Source organism: Synechococcus sp. OH30 (genome assembly GCF_047462175.1).
Lineage (GTDB): Bacteria > Cyanobacteriota > Cyanobacteriia > Thermostichales > Thermostichaceae > Thermostichus.
The window spans coordinates 272,030-293,509 of sequence record NZ_JANSIP010000001.1 but is presented as its reverse complement, the minus strand read 5'-3'; the positions used below and the strand labels follow the sequence as shown (position 1 = coordinate 293,509).

The window sequence follows — 21,480 nt, the reverse complement described above, 5'->3', positions numbered from 1 at the left end:
ACGCCCGCCTAGATGATTCAAGCGTAAAACTAACGAGGAGATAGGAGCAGAGGCGAGCAGAGGAATGACCGACAAAGTTCGACTTTACGACATTGCCCGCGAACTGGGACGTGACAATCGCGAGGTGCTAGAGGCTTGTGAGCAGTTGGGGATCCCTTTCAAGAGCCATAGCAGCACCATTTCCCTAGAGCAAGCCGAGTTGGTGCGTAGCAAACTGGGCGGATCCCCCAGTGGGAAACCGCCTCGCCCGCGGACCAAGTCCCAAGGAAGCTCGCCAGCAGAGGCATCGGCAGAAGCCAAAGCCAGTGAGCGCTCTCAGGCTATTGTCGGCATTCGCCGGCCTGCTCCTGCTCAGCAGCCAGCTACCCCTAGGGAGGCCAGCTCTCCCAAACCGCTGTTGCAGCGACCAGAGCGCCTCCCCCCTGCTAAAGAGGCTTCTGCGGCCAGCCCCGAACGAATAGGCCCGCCGCGGCAACAGGCTACTCCCGCAGGAGAGACCAAGCCACAGCTAGCGGCCCCTCCAGCTCGACCTGAACCTAGTGGAGCCAAAACAGCCAGCGCCGAGACCAGCCCTGCTCCGGTGGCTAAGCGCCCGGTGGTGCTTCCCCCTCCTCAGCGGGTTACCCCCCCTCCTCATCCCGCAGAAGCAAAGGCTCCTCCGCCGCAAAGACCGCGTCCCCAACTGGTGGGCCCACCTGTTCGCCCTGCCAGTCATCCCGAGCCCCAGCCAGCAGCCCTCAAAAAGGCAGACAGCCCCAGTAAAGCCGAGGAGGCTCCTCGGTCCCAGCCGCGGTTGGAGTTGGTAGGGCCTCCCATCCGTCCTGCCGCTAAAACAGTTCCCCCCGAGCCAGAGCCTTCTCCCCGCTTGCCCGAAGTGATCCCTGGAGAACGCTCTACTCCCGTGCTGGCCGAGGCTCCCGTGCGGCCTGCCCCATCCAAAGTCAAGCGCAAAGCAGTGGAAGAAGAGGAAGATGAGGAGCTACAAGCCCTAGAACGGCGATCCAGCCGCACTCAGGCCGAGCGCAAGCGCAAACGCAGACGCGAGGAGGGAGACGGAGACGGCTTGCTGGACTTGGATTCCCTGGCCGTGAGCTCCACCGTCAAGCAAGCGCAGCTAAACGCTATCCAGCCCTTGCCGCGTCCCGCTGCCAAGCCCCCTGCGCAGCGTCCACCAGCAGCGGTTGTCTCGACCCCGCGCCCTCGGCCAGCGGCTGACCCCTCCCCGCAGCCCTCAACCCCTGCTCAAGCCAGCCCTCCAGAAGAGGAATTGCTGCCCCAAGAGAAGGTTCTGGTTCTCGAAGGCAGCCTCAGTGTGCAGGAACTGGCCCAGCGCCTGCGGGTGTCGGAAACAGAGATCATCAAAACCCTCTTCTTTAAGGGGGTGAAGGTAACCATCAACCAGGTTTTAGACGAGTCGCTGGCTGAAACGGTGGCCAAAGAGTTGGGCTATGAGGTTCGTCGGCCAGAGACAGAGCCCAAAGTCAAGAAAAGCGAGATGCTTGAGCTGGAGGACATTGACCACCTGGTGTCCCGTCCGCCAGTGGTAACCATCATGGGCCACGTGGATCATGGCAAAACCACTTTGCTCGATGCCATCCGCCAAACCAATGTGGCCCAGCACGAAGCAGGTGGGATCACCCAGCGCATTGGTGCCTACCACGTGGACGTAGACTTTGAAGGCCAGAAGCGGCGCATTGTTTTTCTGGATACTCCTGGCCACCAGGCCTTCACGGCCATGCGCGCCCGCGGTGCCAGCGTCACTGACATTGCTGTCTTAGTGGTGGCTGCCGACGATGGGGTGCAGCCGCAGACGCTGGAGGCCATTAGCCATGCACGGGCAGCCCACGTACCCATCATCGTGGCCATCAACAAGATTGACAAGCCCGGCAGCCAGCCGGAGCGCGTCAAGCAGCAGTTGGCAGAGCATGGGCTGGTGCCGGAGGAGTGGGGTGGCGACACGCCCATGGTGGAGGTCAGCGCTCTTACCCGCCGCAACCTAGACGCGCTGCTAGAGATGATCCTGTTGGTGGCGGATGTGGCCGAGCTGCAGGCCAATCCCAACCGGCCCGCCCGCGGCACTGTGATCGAAGCCCACTTGGACAAAGCGCGGGGACCCGTGGCCACTTTGTTGGTGCAAAACGGCACCCTGCGGGTGGGGGATACGCTGGTGGCTGGAGCCGTGTTTGGCCGCGTCAAGGCCATGATGGACGACCGTGGCCAACGGCTGCAGGAGGCCGGGCCCTCTTCAGCGGTGCAACTGCTGGGCTTGGAAGAGGTGCCGGCGGCAGGGGATGAGTTTCAGGTCTATGGCGATGAGAAGGAAGCACGCCGCGTTGCTGAGGAGCGGGCGGAGGCCCTGCGGCAAAGCCGTTTGCAACAGGCGTTGCTCTCTCGTCGCGTCAGCTTGACTAGCATTTCTGCCAAAGCCCAGGAAGGCCAGCTCAAAGAGTTGAACCTAATCATCAAAACAGACGTCCAGGGATCCGCCGAGGCCATCCAGACGGCCCTGCAGGATTTGCCGCAAGAGGAAGTGCGCTTGCGGGTTCTTCTGGCAGCTCCTGGGGAGATTACAGAGACTGACGTGGATTTGGCAGCAGCCAGCGACGCCATTATCTTGGGCTTTAACACCACCTTCGCCCCCGGCGCGCGGCGAGCTGCCGACGAGAAAGGGGTCGATGTGCGCGAATACAACATTATCTACAACCTGCTGGATGACCTGCGGGCAGCCATGGAGGGCTTGCTGGAGCCAGAAGAGGTGGAGGAGCTGCTGGGCCAAGCGGAAGTGCGCAAAGTCATCCCCATCAGCCGCGGCACTGTGGCTGGCAGCTACGTGCTCTCCGGCAAAGTGCAGCGCAACGCCCTGGTGCGGGTTCGCCGCAAGGGAGAAGTGGTCTACGAGGGACGCCTCGACTCTCTCAAACGCTTCAAGGACGACGTGCGGGAGGTGGCTGCTGGTTTCGAGTGTGGGATCGGTATTGAGAAGTTCGATGCCTGGCAGGAAGGGGACATTATCGAGGTCTACCAAATGGTTACCAAGCGGCGGACCCTAGCTCCCGCCTAGTCAATTTGGGCGGCCTAGAGGCCGAGGGATCCCGGTTGAGGGGAGCCCGAGGAGGGGTTTTCTCCAGAACACAAGTGGAGAGGAGGAATGCAACGGAGCCAGCGATTGAGTCAGATGTTGTTTGTAACCCTGCGGGAGGATCCTGCTGAAGCAGAGCTGCCCAGCCACAAGCTGCTGCTGCGAGGCGGTTTTATCCGGCGGCTCTCCCCAGGGATCTACACCTATCTGCCCCTGCTGTGGCGGGTGCTGCAGAAGATCTCGGGCATTGTCCGGGAGGAGATGAACGCCATTGGGGCTCAGGAGTGTCTTTTGCCCCAGTTGCAGCCGGCAGAGATCTGGCGGGAATCGGGCCGCTGGGAGGTGTATACCCAGGCAGAAGGGATCATGTTCGCCCTCAAAGACCGACAGGGACGCGAGCAGGCCCTGGGCCCCACCCACGAAGAGGTAATCACCCTGCTGGCGCGGGATCTCATCCGCTCCTATCGCCAGTTGCCGCAAATCCTCTATCAAATCCAGACCAAGTTCCGCGACGAGATTCGACCCCGCTTTGGCCTGCTGCGGGGGCGGGAATTCCTCATGAAGGACGCCTACTCCTTCCACGCCAATGAGGAAAGCCTGCGCCAGACCTACCAGGACATGTACCGCGCCTACTGCCGCATCCTGCGCCGCTGCGGGCTGCAGTTTCGTGTAGTGGAGGCCGACGCCGGCGCCATTGGCGGACCCTCGGCAATGTCCCAGGAGTTCATGGTGCTGGCTTCTGCCGGAGAGGATGAGATCCTCTACACTCCCGATGGCTCCTACGCTGCCAATGTGGAGAAAGCCGTCTCCCTTCCACCGCCGGCGGCAGCGTCTCCCTACACCACCTTCCAGGTTCTGGATACCCCGGGAACGGAAACCATTGAGAAACTGGCTGCTTTCTTGAAGATCTCCCCCACCCTAATTGTTAAGAATGTGCTCTACCAGGCCCTCTACGACAACGGCCAGCGGGTAGTGGTCTTGCTGAGCATCCGCGGGGATCAAGAAGTCAATGAGGTGAAGTTGGCCAACCACCTCAACCGTCTGGCGGAGCGCTACCAAGCCAACAAGCTGCTTAAACTAACCTTGGCGGATGCTGAGATCCAAAAAAGCTGGCAAGGGGATCCCGTGCCCGTGGGATACATTGCCCCTGACCTACCCGATAGCTGCCTCGGGGGGCAGGAACACTTTGCCCCCCAGATTCTGCGCCTAGTTGACCAGACGGCAGCCACGCTGAAAAACTTTGTAACCGGCAGCAACCAGGTGGGGCGGCACGTGGTGGGGGCCAACTGGGGTGAGCAGTACCCCTTGCCGGAGGTGGTTGATGTGCGCAAAGCCCAGGCAGGGGATCGCTGTCTGCTCAACCCTGAGCAGGTTCTCCAGGGAGCCCGCGGCATTGAGGTCGGCCATATCTTCCAGTTGGGCCTTAAGTTCTCGCTGCCAATGCGGGCTACCTTTACCAACGAAAACGGCCTTGAGCAGCCGCTGTGGATGGGCTGCTATGGCATTGGGGTGTCGCGGCTAGCCCAGGCGGCGGTGGAACAGTCCCACGATGCCAACGGCATCATCTGGCCGGTGGCCATTGCCCCCTACCACGTGGTGGTGGTGGTGCCCAACACTTCTGATCCGGAGCAGATGCAGGTGGCGGAAAAATTGGTGCAGGAGCTGGACGCTGCCGGTATTGAAACCCTCTGGGACGACCGGGATGAGCGAGCGGGCGTCAAGTTTAAAGATGCCGATCTCATTGGGATCCCCTATCGCCTAACCACGGGACGCAGTCTCAAGCAGGGCAAGGTAGAACTGGCGGAACGGGCCACTGGTCAGGCTGTGGACATTCCCATCGAAGCTGTGGTGCCTACCCTGAAAGAACGCCTTGCCACTGCCTTGGCAGTGGCCGACTGAGGAGTTGCTTTGCAGCTCTTTTTTTCCTATGATGGGGTATATCTCGATCCTCGGTAGCTCAGCGGTAGAGCGGTCGGCTGTTAACCGATTGGTCGCAAGTTCGAATCTTGCCCGAGGAGCTTGCCTTGGCTACTTGACATCCCCCCCTGGGAGCTATAATGCCCTCTGGCCATTTTTGCGTCACGTATTCCGAGGGTATTGACTGTGATTGACCTGTCGCGGATCCCTGCCCAACCCAAGCCAGGCCTGCTTAACCTCCTAATTGAGATCCCTGGCGGCAGCAAGAACAAGTACGAGTTTGACAAGGACATGGGCGTGATGGCCCTAGACCGGGTGCTCTACTCTTCGGTGCAGTACCCCTACGACTACGGCTTTGTGCCCAACACGCTGGCAGGGGACGGGGATCCCTTAGATGGCCTAGTTATCATGGATCAGCCCACCTTTCCGGGGTGTGTGATTGCGGTGCGCCCGCTGGGTATGCTGCAGATGATTGACGCAGGGGAGCCGGATGAGAAGTTGCTGTGCGTGCCTGCTAAGGATCCTCGCTATGCTTCCGTAACCAAGCTGGAAGATATTGCCCAGCACCGCCTGGACGAGATTGCCGAGTTTTTTGCCACCTACAAGCGCCTAGAGAAGAAAGAAACCCAGATCCTGGGCTGGAAAGGTCTGGCCGAAACCGAGGCAGTGATTGCCAGCAGCATTGCCGCCTACCAACAGTCCAAGTAGCTCCCCAGCTTTTCTAGACTGGAGCGCGCTGCTAGGGGTGCTGGCCAGTTGGCGCTCAGCTGCCCTGGAGGGGGCTCCTTGAGCTAGCCTAGGTTTGGACTCGACGGCTTTTGCTATGGTGGATACCCTTCAGCTTTGGCTCTACCACTTAGAGCAGTGGGCAGCGGAGCTGGTCCAAGGGCAACTGCAGCACCTCTCTCCCCTGAGCTGGCTGGCAGTGGGCCTGGCAGGTCTGGTTACCAGCCTTTCTCCCTGTATGCTCTCTATGTTGCCGGTAACCATTGGCTACATCGGCGGCTACACCCCTACTACCCCCGCTGCTGCCGGAGCAGTGCGCCGGCAAGTTTGGGTGCAGTCCCTAGGCTTTGCGGTTGGTGTGGCTTTGACCCTCAGCGGGCTGGGCTTGGGAGCAGCTTTGCTAGGCCGGGTTTACGGACAAACCACCGCCTTTGGATCCTTAGTGGCGGGAGGGATCGCCATCCTCATGGGGCTAAACCTGCTGGAAGTTGTCCCCTTGCGCTTCCCCGATTGGTTTAACCGGTTGGAGATCCCTGGCGATTGGCCTGGGCTGGGCCGGTCAGTGGCGCTGGGATCCACCTTTGGCCTGGTGGCCTCTCCCTGCAGCACACCGGTTTTGGTGGCCCTGCTGGGCTGGGTCTCCACCACGGGGCAGCCCTGGGTGGGGGGCGGGCTGCTGCTGGCCTATGCACTGGGGCTGGTCTTGCCGCTGCTGGTGGCCGGGGTGTTCACTGGCTCCATCAAGCAACTGTTGGCCCTGCGGCGCTGGTCGGGCTGGTTCACCTATGCCAGTGGCGGGGTGTTGGTGGGCTTTGGCACCCTGACGATCCTCTCCGCGTGGGCCTAAGGGAACAGGCTAAGATGGGGCTGCCCTGAGAGGGGCATCCAAGTCTTGAGCTAACAACTTCCCATGGTTATCCATCCTCTGCCGCTGTTGCGGCGGTACTTTCGCCATGAGCTGCTGCCGCTGCTGGCGGATCTGCGCCTGGCCATCGGTCTTCTCTTGGCGATTGCCCTTTTGAGTGCTGTCGGCACGGTGATCGAGCAAGAGGAGACGGTGGCCTTCTACCAGGCTCACTATCCTGAGCATCCGGCCCTGTTTGGCTTTCTCACCTGGCGGCTGATCCTCCAGCTGGGGTTGGATCACGTCTATCGCACCCCTTGGTTTCTGGCCCTGTTGATCCTGTTTGGCAGCAGCCTGGCCGCCTGTTCTTTCACGCGCCAGTGGCCGATGCTCAAGGTGGCCCGCCGCTGGAGCTACCTCACCCGTCCTTCCTCCTTCCAGCGGCTGCCCTTTTGGGCCTATCTGCCCCAACACTCCCTAGAGGGGCTGCCGCAGCGGCTGCGCCAACGGGGTTATGCGGTGTTTCAGGAGGGATCCCGGCTCTATGCCCGCAAGGGGCTAATCGGGCGGTTTGGCCCCATCGTGGTGCACGTCAGCCTGCTGCTAATCCTGTTGGGAGCCATCTGGGGCAGCCTCGGGGGCTTTAAGGCGCAGGAGCTGATTCCCAGCGGTGGGGTTGCTGCCATTGAACATGTAACCGGGGCAGGGGATCTGGCTCGTCTGCCCACCTGGCAAATTCGGGTTAACCGCTTCTGGATTGACTATGCTCCCGACGGACGGGTAAAGCAGTTTTACTCTGACCTCTCGATTCTAGAGGGTGGCCAGGAGGTCAAGCGCCAGACCATCTCTGTCAACCATCCCCTCTCCTACCGCGGCGTGACCCTCTACCAAGCCGACTGGGGCATCGACAGCATCCGCATCCGCCTTAACAACAGCCCCTCCTTTCAAATTCCAGTGGTGCCGGTGCCCACCCAGACAGGCAGCAAGCTCTGGGGCGCTTTTGTGCCCACCCGACCGGATCTCAGCGAGGGCTTGACGCTGTTGTTGCCGGATTTGCAGGGGACGGCCCTGCTCTACGACACCCAGGGCCAGTGGGTAGGATCCCTGCGCCAGGGCATGAGCCTGGCCCTTGATGAAGTGGCTCCGCAGCGCTTTCCCAAACGCCTTACCCTGCACCTAGACGAGGTTATCGGCGCCACCGGCCTGCAAATGAAATCGGATCCAGGGATCCCGCTTGTCTACCTCGGCTTTGGGCTGCTGATGCTGGGGGTGGTGATGAGCTATTTCAGCTACAGCCAAGTTTGGGCTCTGGAGACGGAAGCAGGGCTTTACCTGGGGGGCAAAACCAACCGCGCCCTGGTGACCTTCGAGCGGGAGTTTGCCTGCCTAGTGGAGCAGCAAAGACTTTCCTCCTTCCCTTCTAGGGAGAAAGAACCTTGCTCTATCGAGGCCAACGGCTAGGCTCTCTGCCTGCAAACAAGCTTAGGAAGTTTTGGGGCAACTATGGCTTTTTCTCCTGCGCTAGCCACCTTTCTTTCTAGCCAGGCCGCTCCTATTCCCATCCAAACTCCCTCGACAGTCGCGGAACTGGCTCGGCTCCTCAAGGAGTGCCAGGGGCAGAAGGTCTTGCCGCTGGGGCAGGGGAGCAAGTGGGGATGGGCTCCTCGCTTGGAGGCTGTGGATCTTATCCTCAGTACCCGTGGGCTGTGCCGCCTCATTGACCACGCAGCTGCCGACCTAACGGCGACGGTGGAGGCCGGTATGACCCTGGCGGAGCTACAGGCCATCTTGGCCGAGCGAGGACAATGGTGGCCGGTGGACCCGCTTTATCCTGACTGGGCGACGGTGGGCGGCATTATCGCCACTGCCGATACGGGCTCGCTGCGCTGGCGCTACGGTAGCATTGGCGACCTAGTGCTGGGCATTACTTGGGTGCGAGCCGATGGGGAGGTGGCTAAGGCGGGCGGGCGGGTGGTCAAGAATGTGGCCGGCTACAACTTGACAAGACTATTTGCCGGATCCCTGGGCAGCTTGGGGATCCTGACGCAGGTAACCCTGCGGCTCTATCCCCTTCCCGCGGCCCAAGCAACTTTGCTGGCTGCAGGGGCGCTGCCGGATTTGGAGACCCTAGCTCGGCAGGTCCTGAGTGCGCCAGTCAGTCCGGTGGGGGTGGATCTCTGGCTGGGGGCAGGGGGATCCCAGCTCTGGATCCATTTCCACGGCTCCGAGCGGGGAATTGCCCACCAGATGACCCAGGTGCAACAGCTAGCTCCAGCAGGATTGAGCTGGCAAGAGGCAAGACCGGGGGCTCTGCCTCTGCCCTCACCCCGCTTGGGGATGGTGTTGGCCAAGTTCGGCTGCTTGCCCAGCCAAAGCCTGGCGACTCTGGAGCAGTTCCAATCCCTTTTCCCTAACGCTCAGGTGCAACTGCATCGCGGCTGCGGGTTGGGGCGAGCCTGGATCCCTCAAGCGGAGAAGGGATCCCTGCTGCAGCTGCAGCGCTATCTCCAGGCGGCGGGGGGGTTTCTCGTACTTTTGGAAGCGCCAGCCGATCTAAAGACAGCTTTAGCCCCCGACTTTGGCCCCACGGCAACCCTAATGCACAAGCTAAAGCAGCAGTTTGACCCCGCTGGGATTTTCAGCCCCCGCTTCCTGTAACACCCTCCCCCCCTCCTGCTAACGCCTAGAGTGCGGGCTTCTTGCTTCAACGGGATAGACTCCCACCGCAGGGTTGTACCCGGTGGCCACGATCCCTGCGCCCCCCGCAGCTCCAGCAGGACTGCCTAGGGACGCCCTTCCGAGGAGAGGCGGGGAGGGATCCCTAACATTTGCAGCAAGGTTCTAGCCGCATCTTGGCCAGACAGCCAGGCACCTTCTACGCGCCCTCCAGCACACCAATCGCCGCTGCACACCAGGGGTAGTCCCTTGCCAGAGCCAGTGGGAATGTAGGTGCCAAGGCTAGCAAGACCTATTGCCTCCACCGGAAAAGCGTAGCGCCAGCGATGAACTTGGATCCACTGCGGCGAGGCCAGCCAGGATCCCAAGCGCTGGGCAGCATGGGCCAGCAGCTCTCGACCAGCCTTTTCCAGCTCCGCAGGCGCGGCCTCAAGATACAGCGACGACCACTCCGCTCCCCCTTGCAAGACCACTAGCGGCGGCAGAGGCTGTGGCCGCTTGCTGCTGTCTAGGGCCACCCAGGCTAGGAGGGGATCGTCCAAACCCTTGATCCCCTTCCAGGGGGGCAGCGGCGTGTTTTCGGCGTAGCTGGCCAACACAGCAATGCAAGGCTGGTAGGCAGCCGCTTCCAAAAGGGACAACAGGTTATCCCCTGGAGGAATCTTTCCCCGCAGCAAAAGCAGTACCTGGGGAGCAGGAATGGCCATCACCAGGGCAGCAGCCTCGTAGCACTGGCCATTTTCGGCTTGCACTTGCCAGGTCGTTGCCTGGGGCTCGAGGCCAACCACTCGAGTTTGGGTGTGAACGGCCAGGGGAGCAGCCAGCTGCTTGGCCAGCGCCGTCATACCCTGGGGACAGGCATAGCGCGGCTTCTCCTCGTTGGCACTTTCTGGGCGCAGCCCTTGGCGATCCAGCAGATGCAAGGAGCGGGTCCACTCCCTCAGCAGTCCCAAGCCCAGGAGCTCCTTGAGCCAACGATAGAAACCATCAGAGTCGGCAGTCAGGTACTGCGCTCCATGATCCACAGGCACCGTCTGGCCGGCGTGCTGAACCCGTCGAGTGGCCATACGCCCGCCAAGGCCCGCCGATTTCTCAAGTACCAGAACCTGCAGGCCTGCCCGCAGCAGCTGCCGCGCACAGGTCAAGCCGGCTACCCCTGCTCCGACAACAATGACATCTGCCGACTTCCTGTCAGCCCGCTCAGACGGTGACCCTGCTTCTGGGGGATTGGCGTCTGACATACAGGGACTCTAGCGGCTGCCAACGGATCCTTAGCTGTTGCTCTTGCCAAAGGGGTTGTTGCCCCTCTCGCCAAAGAGCTTGGCTTCCCCCTTGAGGGCAGCCTTGATGATGTTGTAAGCGGCCCAGCTTACTGCTAGAGCAACTGGCGCCAGAATGATGAGGGGGCGGAGATCCATCTCCATAGGCTTCCTTCTCTCCAAGGGCGACACAGCGGGGTAACTTGGTAGCCCCGTACTAAGGGCTCCGCGCCGCTGACGCGAGTAGTGCGGAGCGGGACGTAGTCCTTGAGCGACTTGAGTCGCTCGCCAATGCTATAACAACTATAACCCTAAGCAAGCACCCACCCCGGTGGAAGACCCGAACACTGCGGTAAGTCAACTTTGAGACTTGGTTCCAAGGGACTGTCTAGGGGCGTCTTGACAGCGCCTTTGCAAGTTTGTCTGCAGACTGCGTAAGAATCCCCCGACTTTACTCAGGGGAGGGTCAAGACTCTGGAAAAGGGACTACGTCATCGTTAGGGGTCAACTTGTTGCTACCCTAGACCTGGGGAATGTCGCCCTTGGCAAGTTGCGCTTGCTGGGGTGCCACGTGCTTCTAGCAGCAAGCCCCCAAGAGCTTGCGGGATCCTAGAGTCAAGCTCAATCCTCTTTGGCTCCTGGGGATCCCTGCCGACGAATGAGCTCGATTGGCAAGCCATCGGGATCGGCGATGAAGGCCACTTCGTAGGTTTGAGACCCAATTTTCTGGCATTGGGGCGGCAGCAGCAAGATCAGGGGCACTCGCGCTTGTAAGTGTTCTAGATAGTCAGCCAGAGATCCCCATTCGGGGCCCACCTCAAAGGAGGGGTGGTAGTAACCCACATAGTGGGGATCCCCGAAGGGATCGGGGGCAGGGTAGGGCTGGGGTACCTGAATGAGCTCCAGACGGCCCCAGGGGCCGCCCATCCAGCAGGCCAAGGTGCTGCCGATGGTAAACCGTTCTTCTACCCCAAAGCCTAGCCCTTCGTAGAAGGCCATGGAGCGGAAGATATCGGCAGTGCGAATCGAAAAGTGGTGCATTGTCAGGATGGAGTATCAGCAGAAGGCAAAGCGAGAGCCGCTAGTCAAGCGGAGACAGACTTGCTACGCTCCTGAGAAGTAGTCCCTGATTCTTGAGCCACTCTTCCAGTGTGCCCTTGCTCGCCAAAAGCGGGAGGCACGACAGCATCGGTTAGTCTTTTTAGGCCTCATCATGCCCAAGCTGGTCATTGTTGAATCTCCTACTAAAGCGCGTACCATCCGCAGCTTCTTGCCCGCCGACTATGAGGTGCAAGCCTCCATGGGACATGTGCGCGATCTGCCCGAGTCGGCTGCCGACATCCCCGAGGAGGTGAAGGGAGAAGAGTGGAGCCGCCTTGGGGTCAATGTCCACGCTAACTTCGAGCCTCTCTACGTGATCCCCAAAGAAAAAAGAAAGGTGGTCAAGGAGCTAAAAGAGGCGCTCAAGAAGGCAGATGAGCTGATCCTGGCCACTGACGAAGACCGGGAGGGGGAAAGCATCAGTTGGCACCTGCAACAGGTGCTTCAGCCCAAGGTGCCTACCCGCCGCATGGTGTTCCACGAAATCACCCGCGAGGCCATTCAGGAGGCTCTACAAAATTGTCGCCAGGTAAACGAGCAACTGGTGCGTGCCCAAGAAACCCGCCGCATCCTGGATCGCCTAGTGGGCTATACCCTGTCGCCCCTCCTGTGGAAAAAAATTGCCCCCAAACTCTCAGCCGGGCGGGTGCAATCGGTGGCAGTGAAGCTCTTGGTGGATCGGGAGCGGGAGCGGCGAGCCTTCAAAAAAGCCTCTTACTGGGATCTGCGGGCAGAGCTGCAGCTGCAAGGTGCTGATCCGGCAGCGGTTTTCCCGGCAGAGCTGGTGAGCCTGGGCGGCAAGCGTCTGGCCAGCGGACAAGACTTCGATCCCAGCACGGGGCAGCTCATGGCTGGAAGGGACGTGGTGCTGTTGGATCAAGCCCAGGCCGAAGCCTTGCGGGAGCGTCTGCTGGGGAAAGTCTGGGTGGTCAGTTCTGTAGAAGAGCGCCCCTCCACCCGCAAGCCCGCCCCTCCCTTCACCACCTCCACGCTGCAACAGGAGGCCAACCGCAAGCTGCGCCTGTCGGCCCAGCAGACGATGCGCATTGCCCAAAAGCTCTACGAGGAGGGCTACATCACCTACATGCGTACCGACTCGGTCCACCTGTCGGAACAGGCCATCCGCGCCGCCCGAGCCTGCGTGGAGGCAATGTACGGCAAGGAGTACCTCAGCCCTGAACCGCGGCAGTACATCACTAAAACCAAAGGAGCCCAGGAAGCCCACGAGGCCATTCGTCCCGCCGGCTCGGAATTTCGCCTGCCCAGCCAGACTCCCCTCACGGGTCAGGAGTTGGCCCTCTACGACCTAATCTGGAAGCGCACCGTTGCCAGCCAAATGGCTGAGGCGCGGCAAACCCACACCGTTGTGCTGATTGCTGTCGACGATGCCGTGTTCCGGGCTAGCGGCAAGCGCATTGACTTCCCCGGCTTCTTTCGCGCCTACGTAGAGGGATCCGATGACCCAGAGGCGGCTCTGGAAGACCAAGAGGTGTACCTGCCCCTGCTGCGGGTAGGGGAGCAAGTGGACTGCCTGCGGCTAGAGCCGGTGGTTCACGAGACCCAACCTCCACCCCGCTATACAGAGGCCTCCCTGGTGAAGGTGTTGGAAAAGGAGGGCATTGGCCGGCCCAGCACCTATGCCACCATCTTGAGTACAATCCTCAGCCGCGGCTACGCGAGGCTAATGGGGAACACTCTGGTACCCACCTACACGGCCTTTGCAGTTACCGAGCTTTTGGAAAAATACTTTCCCAATCTCGTCAACATCCACTTCACTGCCGAGATGGAGCAAACCCTGGATGATATCGCTTCCGGCCAGGCGGAGTGGCTGCCTTATTTGCGCCACTTCTTCCTGGGTGAGCAAGGCCTTGAGGGACAAGTGAAGGCAGGGGAGCTAGAAATTGACCCCAGCCTGGCCCGCTCCATCCACCTGGAAAACCTACCTGCCAAGATAGGTATTGGTCCCTACGGACCCTACGTGGTGGTCGAAACCGAAGCGGGGGAGGTACGCGCCAATCTACCTGAGGACATTCCCCCCGCTGACCTGACCCTGGAACACATCGAGGAACTCATCCGGCGCAAGCAGGAAGGCCCCAAGCCGATTGCCTTCCACCCAGAGACCCAAGAGCCCATCTATGTCATCCCCCAGGGCCCCTACGGACCCTATGTGCAGTTGGGGGAAGTCTCTGAGGAAAACAAAAAGCCCAAGCGCGTCTCCCTGCCCAAAGGACTCAAGCCGGAGGACGTCACTCCAGAGATGGCGCTGGGGTTGCTCAGCCTGCCACGTACGTTGGGCGAGCACCCCGAGTCGGGGAAAAAGGTGCAAGCCGGCATTGGTCGCTTCGGCCCCTACGTGGCCTGCGACGGGGAGTTCCGCTCGCTGCCCCCCGAGGAGGATGTCCTGACCATTAGCTTGGAGCGGGCGCTAGAGCTGTTGGCCCAGCCCAAAAAAGGCCGCACTCCCACCTCGGCCAAGCCCCTAGGCGAGTTGGGAGTCCACCCCGAGGACGGCAAGCCGGTAACTCTGCACGACGGCCCCTATGGGTTCTACGTCAAGCACGGCAAAGTCAACGCCTCGCTGCCTAAGGATCTCTCCCCCGAAGTCGTGACGCTGGAGATAGCTCTGGAGCTGCTGGCGGAAAAGGAAGGTAAGGGCAAGGCCCAAGCAAACGCCAGCTGCCCAGCTGCGGCCAATCAGGCCAAGAGAGCTGAGGCTGCCGTTCCCCAGAGGCAACGCACGGTGCAGGGCCCTGCCCGCAGCAAGGGACAAGCTCAAGGGGAGGACCCTACCCAATGCCCTCCCCCTCTTCTTAAGGTTGTTCCCAAAGCTCGGGCTTAAGCCCTAACTCCCCTTAGCTGGCTAACTCAGCAGAGGTTAGCCCAGGCTAAGGCCCTACAAGGGTTGGCCAAAAGCTAGGTGGCCGCAGTTGACCCTCTCTTCCCCCGTCTTACCCTGCCTTCTGCTGCTTAGGGAAACTAAGCAGCCTGTTCAAAAATGCTCCGAACCCAGCTGCTAATGATGGAGAGGGCAATTGCACCAAGCAGGGCCCAGCCAAAGTTGTCGATCTTGAAAGCATCACCAGCAAGCTTGTCGGCAATGAGCAAGCAAATAGCGTTCAAAATGAGCGAAAACAAGCCCAGGGTGAAGATGGTAAGCGGTAGGGTGATCAACTGCAGCAATGGCTTCACTAAGCTATTGACCAGACCAATGGCTAGCGCCGCTACCAAGGCACCCCCAAATCCGGAGACGTGGATCCCGGGCAACAGCCAAGCCAAAATCATCACGCTCAAGGCCGACATTAACCAGGTGGCCAAAAGAGATGCCATGCTTCCTCCCTTACCCCGCTGGGGCAGCCATTTTGCCCTCTATGCTACCTAGATCCGGCCGCTCCTCGGGACTGTACGTCTGCAGGGCCAAGGCATGGATGCTCTGCCCCATCTCCTCAGCCAGGGCGGCGTACACCAGGCGATGCCGTTGCAAAGAAGTTTTGCCAGTAAAAAGAGGGGATACCACCTGCACGCGGTAGTGCCCTCCCGATCCCTGTTGCCCGCCTCCATGGCCTGCATGGCGGTGGGACTCGTCCTCCACGTGGACGTAAAGAGCTTGCAGCTTTTCAGCTAGGAGCTGCCGCAAACCATCTGCGGTGAGCATGGGTTTTAAGGTTGACTGTCAGCCTGGGCAAAAGCTGCTTCCACTAGGGGGCGCAACTCGTTGCGGGCATGCATTTCCTGGAGGATGTCACAGCCGCCAATAAACTGCCCGTTGATGTAGATTTGTGGAATGGTTGGCCAGTTGGAAAACACCTTGATCCCCTGGCGAATTTCCGGGTCCTCCAGCACGTTAATTGCCGTGTAGGGAAAGCCCAAGCTGTCCAAAATGCGCACAGCTGTGTAGGAAAACCCACATTGGGGCATTTCTGGGGTGCCCTTCATGTAGATCAGTACCTTGTGGGTGCGGATTTGCTCGCGGATCTTCTCTTCCAAAAGGGGGTCTAGCATGGCCGTCTGCTGGTCGAGCAACACCAGTATTTCATTGGTCTAGTCTAGCTGCTGTCAAGCAGGTGGAGGCTAGCAGGGATCCCCCCACTGGCAGCAAAAAGTGCTAGAAGGGGAGAAGTGGAGGTTCCCTATCGGAGGCCGTTCATGCTGACCGAGGCCAAGCAGTCGGCGGCAGAAAGCCCCCAAGCAGACAGGAGTGAGGCTCCCCCTTCTAAGCAGCCAAAGACAAAGCTGGGGTTTTGGCAGCAATTTTGGGAAGATGTTGACTGTGTCTTTGAGCGGGATCCAGCGGCGCGCAACCGCTGGGAGGTTATCCTCACCTACCCAGGGGTACACGCTCTGTTTCTACACCGCATTGCCCATTGGCTGTGGCAGCGGCGCTGCTTCCTGCTGGCTCGGTTGATTAGCTTCATTTCCCGCTCCTTTACCCTGATTGAAATTCACCCGGCAGCCCGGATTGGGCGGCGCTTTTTCATCGACCATGGCTGTGGTGTGGTGATCGGGGAGACAGCGGAAATTGGCGACGATGTTACCCTCTATCACGGCGTTACCCTGGGGGGCACCTCTTGGACAAAAGGTAAACGGCATCCCACCCTGGAAGATGGGGTGATCGTGGGCACAGGGGCGAAGATCCTGGGGCCAGTTCGCATTGGTGCCAGAGCCCGCATTGGAGCCAACGCAGTGGTGATCCACGATGTGCCTCCGGGGATGACAGTGGTAGGGATCCCGGGCCGGGCCGTTATCCCACCCCATCAACGCCGCATCCCTGCCCATGGCATCGACCTCGATCACCACCTCATGCCTGACCCGGTGGGACGGGCAATCGAGCAGCTGTTGCACCGCATTCAAGAGCTGGAAGCCCAGGTGGCCCGTCTTAGCCAAGAGCGGGAGCGGGCCCAGCAAGAGAGTTCAGGGGCGGGTGACTAGCTCGGCAGTATCCGCAAGGCGTAAGTTTAAAAGGGCAGCGTTCGCAGCTTCCTCAGGCGCAGGGGAGAAGCTTGCTCTGTTGCGTAACCCTTTTTGCGGCAAAGGGGTGGAGCCATTTCAGCAGGGCGAGCTAGGGTGCTAGCATCTCGGCTCTACGGGGAAAACGGTGATGATGCCGGCCAAACCCCTCTCTGGGGTAGCAGCTCTGCTCTGCCTAGGCCTAGCTCCAGCCGCTCTGGCCCAGACGCTTCTGCCGCAGCAAAAGACAGAACAGCGCCACCCCTCTACAAAGCAACGTCCTACAAAACATTGTCTTCGTCGTGCCCAACCCCCCAACGCAGCCCTACGCTGGCAGGTGGGGTTGGCGCCGCAGCCCCTCACCTCCCCCTGCCCCCATCACAATCCTTATCCTCAACTCCCAGGCCAACTTGGCCGCCGAGGCAGCCGAGCCGCAGGGTTGTGGCCAGCGCTGCCAGGGATCCCTGCGCCTGCCATAAAAAGAGGCTGCTTTTGCCATTGGGTTCGTGCCAAGACCCGGATCCGCTATGAATGGGGGTTGGTAGTATAATTCAGGCCAATGGTTCCCCACTGGCACTCTTGGCCCAGCTCTTCAATATCTTTGTGGTGGGCGAGGGATCCCCATGAACCGTTCCAGGCAACTGAAACTCCAGCTTGCTGCAGGGCTTGCTTGTGGGATGGGGCTGCTGGCAGGAGTGGCGGCTTGGGCGCAATCAGCTCCCCCGCCGGACAGCCTGGATCTGCGCACCAGTGGCGACACCCCCGCCCAACCCACCCCCACACCTACCCCCGCCGCCAGCGAGCCAGAAGTTTTGGTGGCAGAGGTGGTGGTCGAGGGTACCGACGACCCAGAGCTGATTGAGCAGGTTTACAAAGTTATCCGCACCCGCGCCGGCGAGGTCTCCACTCGTTCCCAACTGCGGGAAGACATCAACGCCGTGTTTGCCACTGGTTTCTTTGCCGATGTCCGAGCGGTGCCCTCCGATACCCCCTTGGGAGTGCGAGTTACCTTTGAGGTCAAGCCCAACCCCATCCTCAAAGCCGTGCGCACCGAAGGGGCAAAAGTTTTGGATCCGGAGGTGCTCCAGAAGGCCTTTGCCGACCAAGAAGGGCGGGTGCTCAACTTTGGCAAGCTGCAGGCAGCAGTGGCCGAGATTGAGCAGTGGTATGCTGACAAGGGCTACGTACTGGCCAAAGTGACAGATGTGCGCTCCTCCGAAGATGGCACCCTCACCCTAGAAATTGCCGAAGGGGAGATCGAGGACATTCGCGTGCAGGGCAACACCAAAACCCGCGACTTCATTATCACCCGCGAGTTAAAGACCAAGCCGGGGGATGTGTTTAACCGCAACCAAATTCAGCAGGATCTGCAGGCAGTTTTCAACCTCAACCTTTTTCAGGACGTGAATGTGGGGCTTAACCCCGGTCGGGATCCCAACAAAGTCGTGGTGGTGGTGAACGTGGAAGAGCGCCGCACCGGCACCTTGAGCGGCACCCTCGGCGTCAGCTCGGCCACGGGGGTCTTCGCTGGCCTTAGCGTCTCGGAAGAAAACTTGGGCGGCAACAACCAAAAGGCCAGCTTTAATGTTCAGGTAGGCACCAATGAAACTCTGTTTGATTTGAACTTCACCGATCCCCGCATCGCTACGCTGGAGATCCCCACCTCCTACAGCATCAATATCTCCAACCAGCAGAGCTCCAGCTTTGTTTTCAACGAGGGATTGACTCTGCCCAACGGGGATCCCGTGCGCATCAACCGGCTGGGTGGCAGCGTCACCTTCTCGCGTCCGATTGGGGGCAATTGGCGGGCCAGCTTGGGCACCCGCATCCAATTTGTGGAAGCCCGCAACAGCAACGGCGAACAGGAGCGCTTTGATGTGCTGGGCAACCCCATTACCTTTAGTGCCAGCGGCCAAGACAGCTACACCACCTTGCGGTTTGGCCTTATCCACGACAGCCGCGACAACCCCAACAGCCCCAGCCAGGGATCCGTCTTTCGCCTCTCTACCGAACAGTCGGTACGTTTGTTTGCGAATGGCCTGAACGCCAACCGCCTCGAAGCCAGCTACAGCCAGTTCATTCCCGTCAAGCTATTTGAAACGCGCAGTGAGCGGCCGCAGGTGCTGGCTTTTGACGTGCGGGCGGGCACCACCCTTGGCGACTTGGCTCCCTACGACGCTTTCCCCATTGGTGGAGGCAACTCCGTGCGGGGATTTTTTGAAGGCGGCGTTGGCTCCGGCCGCAGCTTTGCCACCGCAACAGCGGAGCTGCGCTTTCCTCTTTTCGACCCGGTGGGGGTAGTGGTTTTTGCTGACTACGGCACGGATCTAGGTAGCGGTGCAGCAGTTATCGGCAATCCGGCGGCAGCGCGCAACAAGCCGGGCAGCGGTTTAGGTCTGGGAGCTGGCATTCGCATCCAATCTCCCCTGGGGCCGCTGCGCATTGACTACGCCGTTGGCCAAGGAGAGGCCGGCCGACCTCAACTGCACTTTGGCATTGGGGAGAAGTTCTAACTTGGCGGTGGGATATGGTGGGAGCAGCACTTGTGAGGAAAGAACCCATGCACCCTAGCCAATCCTTACGCGGGGGCTCCTTGCTGCTCTTGCTCTGCCTCAGCCTAGCCCTAGGTGGGTGTGGACAACTGGCACGGCTAGGCATTGGCACAACCCCCATTGCCCAGATCGAACAAAATCCTGCTCGCTACACTGACGTATACGTCCGCGGTCGTGTGGTCAACCAGATAGGTGTGTTTGGCCAGGGGGTGTACGAGATCCAGGACCCTAGTGGCTCCCTCTGGGTCATCACCAACAAGGGGCTGCCGGCCATGAACAGCACGGTAACTGTGCGTGGCAGGGCCCAGGAGGGGATCTCGGTGGCAGGGCGCCGCTTTGGGGTATCGCTAGTAGAAGTCGAGCGCTTCTAGCTAGCCCCAAGAGCTACCATGGAGACTCGGCCCGCCAGGGTTTTGGCAATCTGACGCAGCGCCTGGGCCGAGGCCGACTCGGGTTGGTCGACGACAATGGGCCTGCCCGCATCTCCCCCCTGGCGCAGGGCAATCTCTAACGGGATCCGCCCCAGCAGTGGGATCCCTAGCTCGCGGGCCGTAGTTTCTCCGCCGGCTGAGCCGAAGATATCGTACTGGCGATCCGGTAGGTCAGGCGGAATGAAGTAGCTCATGTTCTCGACAATGCCAAGGATGGGCACCCCCAACTGGCGAAACATGTTCAAGCCCTTGCGGCTATCCAGCAGGGCCACCGACTGCGGCGTGGTGACGATCACGGCTCCCGCCAGCGGCACCGCTTGAGCTAGGGTCAATTGCGCATCCCCGGTGCCGGGGGGCATGTCCACGATGAGATAGTCCAGCTCCCCCCACTGCACCTGGTAGAGGAATTGGCGGATAACACCGTTGAGCATCGGCCCCCGCCAGATCACCGGCTGATCCCGCCCCACCAAGAGACCCATCGACACCATCTTGACGCCGTAGTTCTCCAGGGGGAGGATCTCTTCGCTGCCATCTTGCCGCTTGCGCACCAATAGAGAGCAATCCTGCAGCCCCAGCATCAGGGGCACGTTGGGGCCGTAAATATCCGCATCCAGCAGCCCCACCCGCGCTCCGCTCTGGGCCAGCGCCACAGCTACGTTCACCGCTACGGAGGTTTTGCCCACCCCCCCCTTGCCGCTGGAGATGGCGATGATGTTGCGCACGCCGGGGACAGACTGGCGATCCGGCAGCGAGGGCGAGCGGGGAGTTTCTGCTGTAACGGTGACCTCGATGGTTTCAATGGGAGCCAGGCGGCGGATGGCAGCCTTGCATTCCTCGACGATGAACTCCCGCAAGGGGCAAGCTGGTGTCGTCAGCACCAGAGTAAAAGCCACCCGCTCCGGCTCGACGCGAATGTCGCGGATCATGTTCAGTTCCACCAGGCTGCGGCGCAGCTCCGGATCTTGAACCGGGCGCAACGCCTCAAGGATGGCGGCAGCATCGAGGGTAGAGGTGGTCATGGCATCAAAAATGAGGTAACGGCTCTATTTTTCACTCTAGTCGGTTTTTCTCCAGGGTCTTCGCTGGCTGAGCAGGGCAGTTGCGAAACTGTCTGCCAACGCTGTAGCCGACTGGCCTAGGCTGGCTCTGGCCGACGGAGGAGGGCAATGGTGCAAGCGCTGATCGCAGGAGTCGGGTTGTGGTTGGGACTCACATGCTTGGCCCCGTTGATCCCTCTGCTGGCAAAGAGCCACTCTCTCCCCTGAGCGGCAGCCCACCTCGGCCTGGGATCCCTCCTGCTGCTATTTGCCCTGGGCTGTTAACCCTCTGGGATTCTGTCGCTGCTCCCCCTGCACAATGTCCCCAACCCCCGGGAAAAAGAATAAGCTGGAGTCTGTCCCGTGCCGATGGTCCAGGAAAAGGGTGGGTGGAGCCGGGCAAAAGTATGGAAATTCGTCCTGCCACGCCTGAGGATGTGCCCGTTCTGTTTGATCTCATCTGCGCTTTGGCCGAGTACGAGCACCTGAGCCACCTGGTAACGGGATCCGCCGAGCTATTGCGGCACCATTTGTTTGGCCCGGAGGCCTTTGTTTCAGCGTTGGTAGCGGAGGTAGAGGAGCAGGTGGTGGGGTTTGCCCTCTACTTTCGCAACTTTTCCACCTTCCTCACCCGACCGGGGATCTACCTGGAAGACTTGTTTGTGTTGCCGGAGTTTCGCGGCAGGGGCATTGGCAAGGCGCTCTTGGCGCGGGTGGCCCAGGAGGCAGTGGCCAAAGGATATGGGCGGCTGGAGTGGAGGGTTTTGGACTGGAACCAGCCAGCAATTGAGTTCTACCGGCGCCTGGGTGCCAAGCCACATCCGGAGTGGATCCTGCACCGCGTGGTGGGTGCTGAGCTGGAAGCTTTGGCTCGGCTGGCCAAGGATCCCTACCCCTCTTGAGCAAGAGATCCT

19 protein-coding genes and 1 tRNA gene are annotated in these 21,480 nt (G+C 60.6%); 13 read left to right on the top strand and 7 right to left on the bottom strand.

The features are described from left to right. Positions 1–64 precede the first annotated feature (64 nt). The 7 genes from infB to NW830_RS01435 all read left to right on the top strand — a co-directional run bounded on the left by infB (position 65) and on the right by NW830_RS01435 (position 9,224). Entirely contained in the window at positions 65–3,061 is a 2,997-nt protein-coding gene (gene infB, locus NW830_RS01465; RefSeq protein WP_414404531.1) for a translation initiation factor IF-2, read from the top strand. An 87-nt stretch (positions 3,062–3,148) separates the two neighbouring features. After that, the gene (locus NW830_RS01460) at positions 3,149–4,978 is read left to right on the top strand and encodes a proline--tRNA ligase (protein ID WP_414359585.1); all 1,830 of its coding nucleotides are present in this window, start codon (positions 3,149–3,151) and stop codon (positions 4,976–4,978) included. A gap of 47 nt (positions 4,979–5,025) precedes the next feature. Beyond that, positions 5,026–5,097 (top strand) — tRNA-Asn (locus NW830_RS01455). A gap of 88 nt (positions 5,098–5,185) precedes the next feature. Beyond that, the gene (locus tag NW830_RS01450) at positions 5,186–5,704 is read left to right on the top strand and encodes an inorganic diphosphatase (RefSeq protein ID WP_414365475.1); all 519 of its coding nucleotides are present in this window, start codon (positions 5,186–5,188) and stop codon (positions 5,702–5,704) included. 115 nt (positions 5,705–5,819) lie between these two features. Beyond that, positions 5,820–6,569 (top strand): cytochrome c biogenesis protein CcdA, encoded by a 750-nt coding sequence (locus NW830_RS01445; RefSeq protein ID WP_414404551.1) that lies wholly within the window; start codon positions 5,820–5,822, stop codon positions 6,567–6,569. 63 nt (positions 6,570–6,632) lie between these two features. Continuing rightward, complete coding sequence (locus NW830_RS01440; RefSeq protein ID WP_414403118.1) at positions 6,633–8,027, top strand: cytochrome c biogenesis protein; 1,395 nt, start codon at positions 6,633–6,635, stop codon at positions 8,025–8,027. Between the two features lie 42 nt (positions 8,028–8,069). After that, positions 8,070–9,224: an FAD-binding oxidoreductase gene (locus NW830_RS01435; RefSeq protein WP_414404530.1), complete on the top strand. Its 1,155-nt coding sequence runs from the start codon at positions 8,070–8,072 to the stop codon at positions 9,222–9,224. 125 nt (positions 9,225–9,349) lie between these two features. Here NW830_RS01435 and NW830_RS01430 read toward each other — a convergent pair whose 3' ends face one another. From NW830_RS01430 to NW830_RS01420, 3 genes are all read right to left on the bottom strand, one after another. Beyond that, positions 9,350–10,483, bottom strand: a complete 1,134-nt coding sequence (locus tag NW830_RS01430; RefSeq protein ID WP_414404529.1) for an NAD(P)/FAD-dependent oxidoreductase — start codon at positions 10,481–10,483, stop codon at positions 9,350–9,352. A gap of 30 nt (positions 10,484–10,513) precedes the next feature. After that, positions 10,514–10,666, bottom strand: a complete 153-nt coding sequence (locus NW830_RS01425) for a photosystem II protein Y (protein WP_414404528.1) — start codon at positions 10,664–10,666, stop codon at positions 10,514–10,516. A gap of 456 nt (positions 10,667–11,122) precedes the next feature. After that, positions 11,123–11,542 (bottom strand): VOC family protein, encoded by a 420-nt coding sequence (locus NW830_RS01420; RefSeq protein WP_414359594.1) that lies wholly within the window; start codon positions 11,540–11,542, stop codon positions 11,123–11,125. 172 nt (positions 11,543–11,714) lie between these two features. Between NW830_RS01420 and topA the strand changes: the two genes are divergently transcribed. Then, positions 11,715–14,441: a type I DNA topoisomerase gene (gene topA, locus NW830_RS01415; protein WP_414404527.1), complete on the top strand. Its 2,727-nt coding sequence runs from the start codon at positions 11,715–11,717 to the stop codon at positions 14,439–14,441. A 137-nt stretch (positions 14,442–14,578) separates the two neighbouring features. On the opposite strand, the gene NW830_RS01410 is transcribed toward topA, so the two are convergent. Genes NW830_RS01410 through grxD form a run of 3 tightly spaced genes read right to left on the bottom strand, consistent with a single transcriptional unit; the run spans position 14,579 to position 15,601 of the window. Then, positions 14,579–14,929 carry a phage holin family protein gene (locus NW830_RS01410; protein ID WP_414359595.1) on the bottom strand — a complete coding sequence of 117 codons (351 nt, stop codon included), beginning with the start codon at positions 14,927–14,929 and terminating at the stop codon, positions 14,579–14,581. Positions 14,930–14,939: 10 nt separating this feature from the next. Next, positions 14,940–15,254, bottom strand: coding sequence for a BolA family protein (locus NW830_RS01405; protein WP_414359596.1), 315 nt, complete (start codon positions 15,252–15,254; stop codon positions 14,940–14,942). Positions 15,255–15,259: 5 nt separating this feature from the next. Further along, entirely contained in the window at positions 15,260–15,601 is a 342-nt protein-coding gene (gene grxD / locus NW830_RS01400; protein WP_414359597.1) for a Grx4 family monothiol glutaredoxin, read from the bottom strand. 144 nt (positions 15,602–15,745) lie between these two features. On the opposite strand from grxD, the gene cysE reads away from it, so the two are divergent. The 4 genes from cysE to NW830_RS01380 all read left to right on the top strand — a co-directional run bounded on the left by cysE (position 15,746) and on the right by NW830_RS01380 (position 19,469). Next, positions 15,746–16,528 carry a serine O-acetyltransferase gene (gene cysE / locus NW830_RS01395; protein ID WP_414359599.1) on the top strand — a complete coding sequence of 261 codons (783 nt, stop codon included), beginning with the start codon at positions 15,746–15,748 and terminating at the stop codon, positions 16,526–16,528. 320 nt (positions 16,529–16,848) lie between these two features. Next, positions 16,849–17,025, top strand: coding sequence for a hypothetical protein (locus NW830_RS01390; protein WP_414404526.1), 177 nt, complete (start codon positions 16,849–16,851; stop codon positions 17,023–17,025). A 144-nt stretch (positions 17,026–17,169) separates the two neighbouring features. Further along, entirely contained in the window at positions 17,170–19,059 is a 1,890-nt protein-coding gene (locus tag NW830_RS01385; RefSeq protein ID WP_414404525.1) for a BamA/TamA family outer membrane protein, read from the top strand. 47 nt (positions 19,060–19,106) lie between these two features. Beyond that, positions 19,107–19,469 (top strand): hypothetical protein, encoded by a 363-nt coding sequence (locus NW830_RS01380; protein WP_414359603.1) that lies wholly within the window; start codon positions 19,107–19,109, stop codon positions 19,467–19,469. Here NW830_RS01380 and NW830_RS01375 read toward each other — a convergent pair. Continuing rightward, on the bottom strand, positions 19,466–20,548 hold the full coding sequence (locus NW830_RS01375; protein ID WP_414403112.1) for an Mrp/NBP35 family ATP-binding protein: 1,083 nt from the start codon (positions 20,546–20,548) through the stop codon (positions 19,466–19,468). The two genes, NW830_RS01380 and NW830_RS01375, sit on opposite strands and share 4 nt — an antisense overlap. 425 nt (positions 20,549–20,973) lie before the next feature. Between NW830_RS01375 and NW830_RS01370 the strand changes: the two genes are divergently transcribed. Continuing rightward, positions 20,974–21,468 (top strand): N-acetyltransferase family protein, encoded by a 495-nt coding sequence (locus NW830_RS01370; protein WP_414404524.1) that lies wholly within the window; start codon positions 20,974–20,976, stop codon positions 21,466–21,468. Positions 21,469–21,480 lie beyond the last annotated feature (12 nt).

Bases quoted from the DNA above. Each gene is read 5' to 3' on its own strand.
- NW830_RS01445 (WP_414404551.1), top strand. From the start codon at position 5,820: ATGGTGGATACCCTTCAGCTTTGGCTCTACCACTTAGAGCAGTGGGCA.
- NW830_RS01385 (WP_414404525.1), top strand. From the start codon at position 17,170: ATGAACCGTTCCAGGCAACTGAAACTCCAGCTTGCTGCAGGGCTTGCT.
- NW830_RS01440 (WP_414403118.1), top strand. From the start codon at position 6,633: ATGGTTATCCATCCTCTGCCGCTGTTGCGGCGGTACTTTCGCCATGAG.
- infB (WP_414404531.1), top strand. From the start codon at position 65: ATGACCGACAAAGTTCGACTTTACGACATTGCCCGCGAACTGGGACGT.
- NW830_RS01420 (WP_414359594.1), bottom strand. From the start codon at position 11,542: ATGCACCACTTTTCGATTCGCACTGCCGATATCTTCCGCTCCATGGCC.
- topA (WP_414404527.1), top strand. From the start codon at position 11,715: ATGCCCAAGCTGGTCATTGTTGAATCTCCTACTAAAGCGCGTACCATC.
- cysE (WP_414359599.1), top strand. From the start codon at position 15,746: ATGCTGACCGAGGCCAAGCAGTCGGCGGCAGAAAGCCCCCAAGCAGAC.
- NW830_RS01425 (WP_414404528.1), bottom strand. From the start codon at position 10,666: ATGGAGATGGATCTCCGCCCCCTCATCATTCTGGCGCCAGTTGCTCTA.
- NW830_RS01460 (WP_414359585.1), top strand. From the start codon at position 3,149: ATGCAACGGAGCCAGCGATTGAGTCAGATGTTGTTTGTAACCCTGCGG.
- NW830_RS01435 (WP_414404530.1), top strand. From the start codon at position 8,070: ATGGCTTTTTCTCCTGCGCTAGCCACCTTTCTTTCTAGCCAGGCCGCT.
- NW830_RS01380 (WP_414359603.1), top strand. From the start codon at position 19,107: ATGCACCCTAGCCAATCCTTACGCGGGGGCTCCTTGCTGCTCTTGCTC.
- NW830_RS01405 (WP_414359596.1), bottom strand. From the start codon at position 15,254: ATGCTCACCGCAGATGGTTTGCGGCAGCTCCTAGCTGAAAAGCTGCAA.
- grxD (WP_414359597.1), bottom strand. From the start codon at position 15,601: ATGCTAGACCCCCTTTTGGAAGAGAAGATCCGCGAGCAAATCCGCACC.
- NW830_RS01375 (WP_414403112.1), bottom strand. From the start codon at position 20,548: ATGACCACCTCTACCCTCGATGCTGCCGCCATCCTTGAGGCGTTGCGC.
- NW830_RS01430 (WP_414404529.1), bottom strand. From the start codon at position 10,483: ATGTCAGACGCCAATCCCCCAGAAGCAGGGTCACCGTCTGAGCGGGCT.
- NW830_RS01370 (WP_414404524.1), top strand. From the start codon at position 20,974: ATGGAAATTCGTCCTGCCACGCCTGAGGATGTGCCCGTTCTGTTTGAT.
- NW830_RS01410 (WP_414359595.1), bottom strand. From the start codon at position 14,929: ATGGCATCTCTTTTGGCCACCTGGTTAATGTCGGCCTTGAGCGTGATG.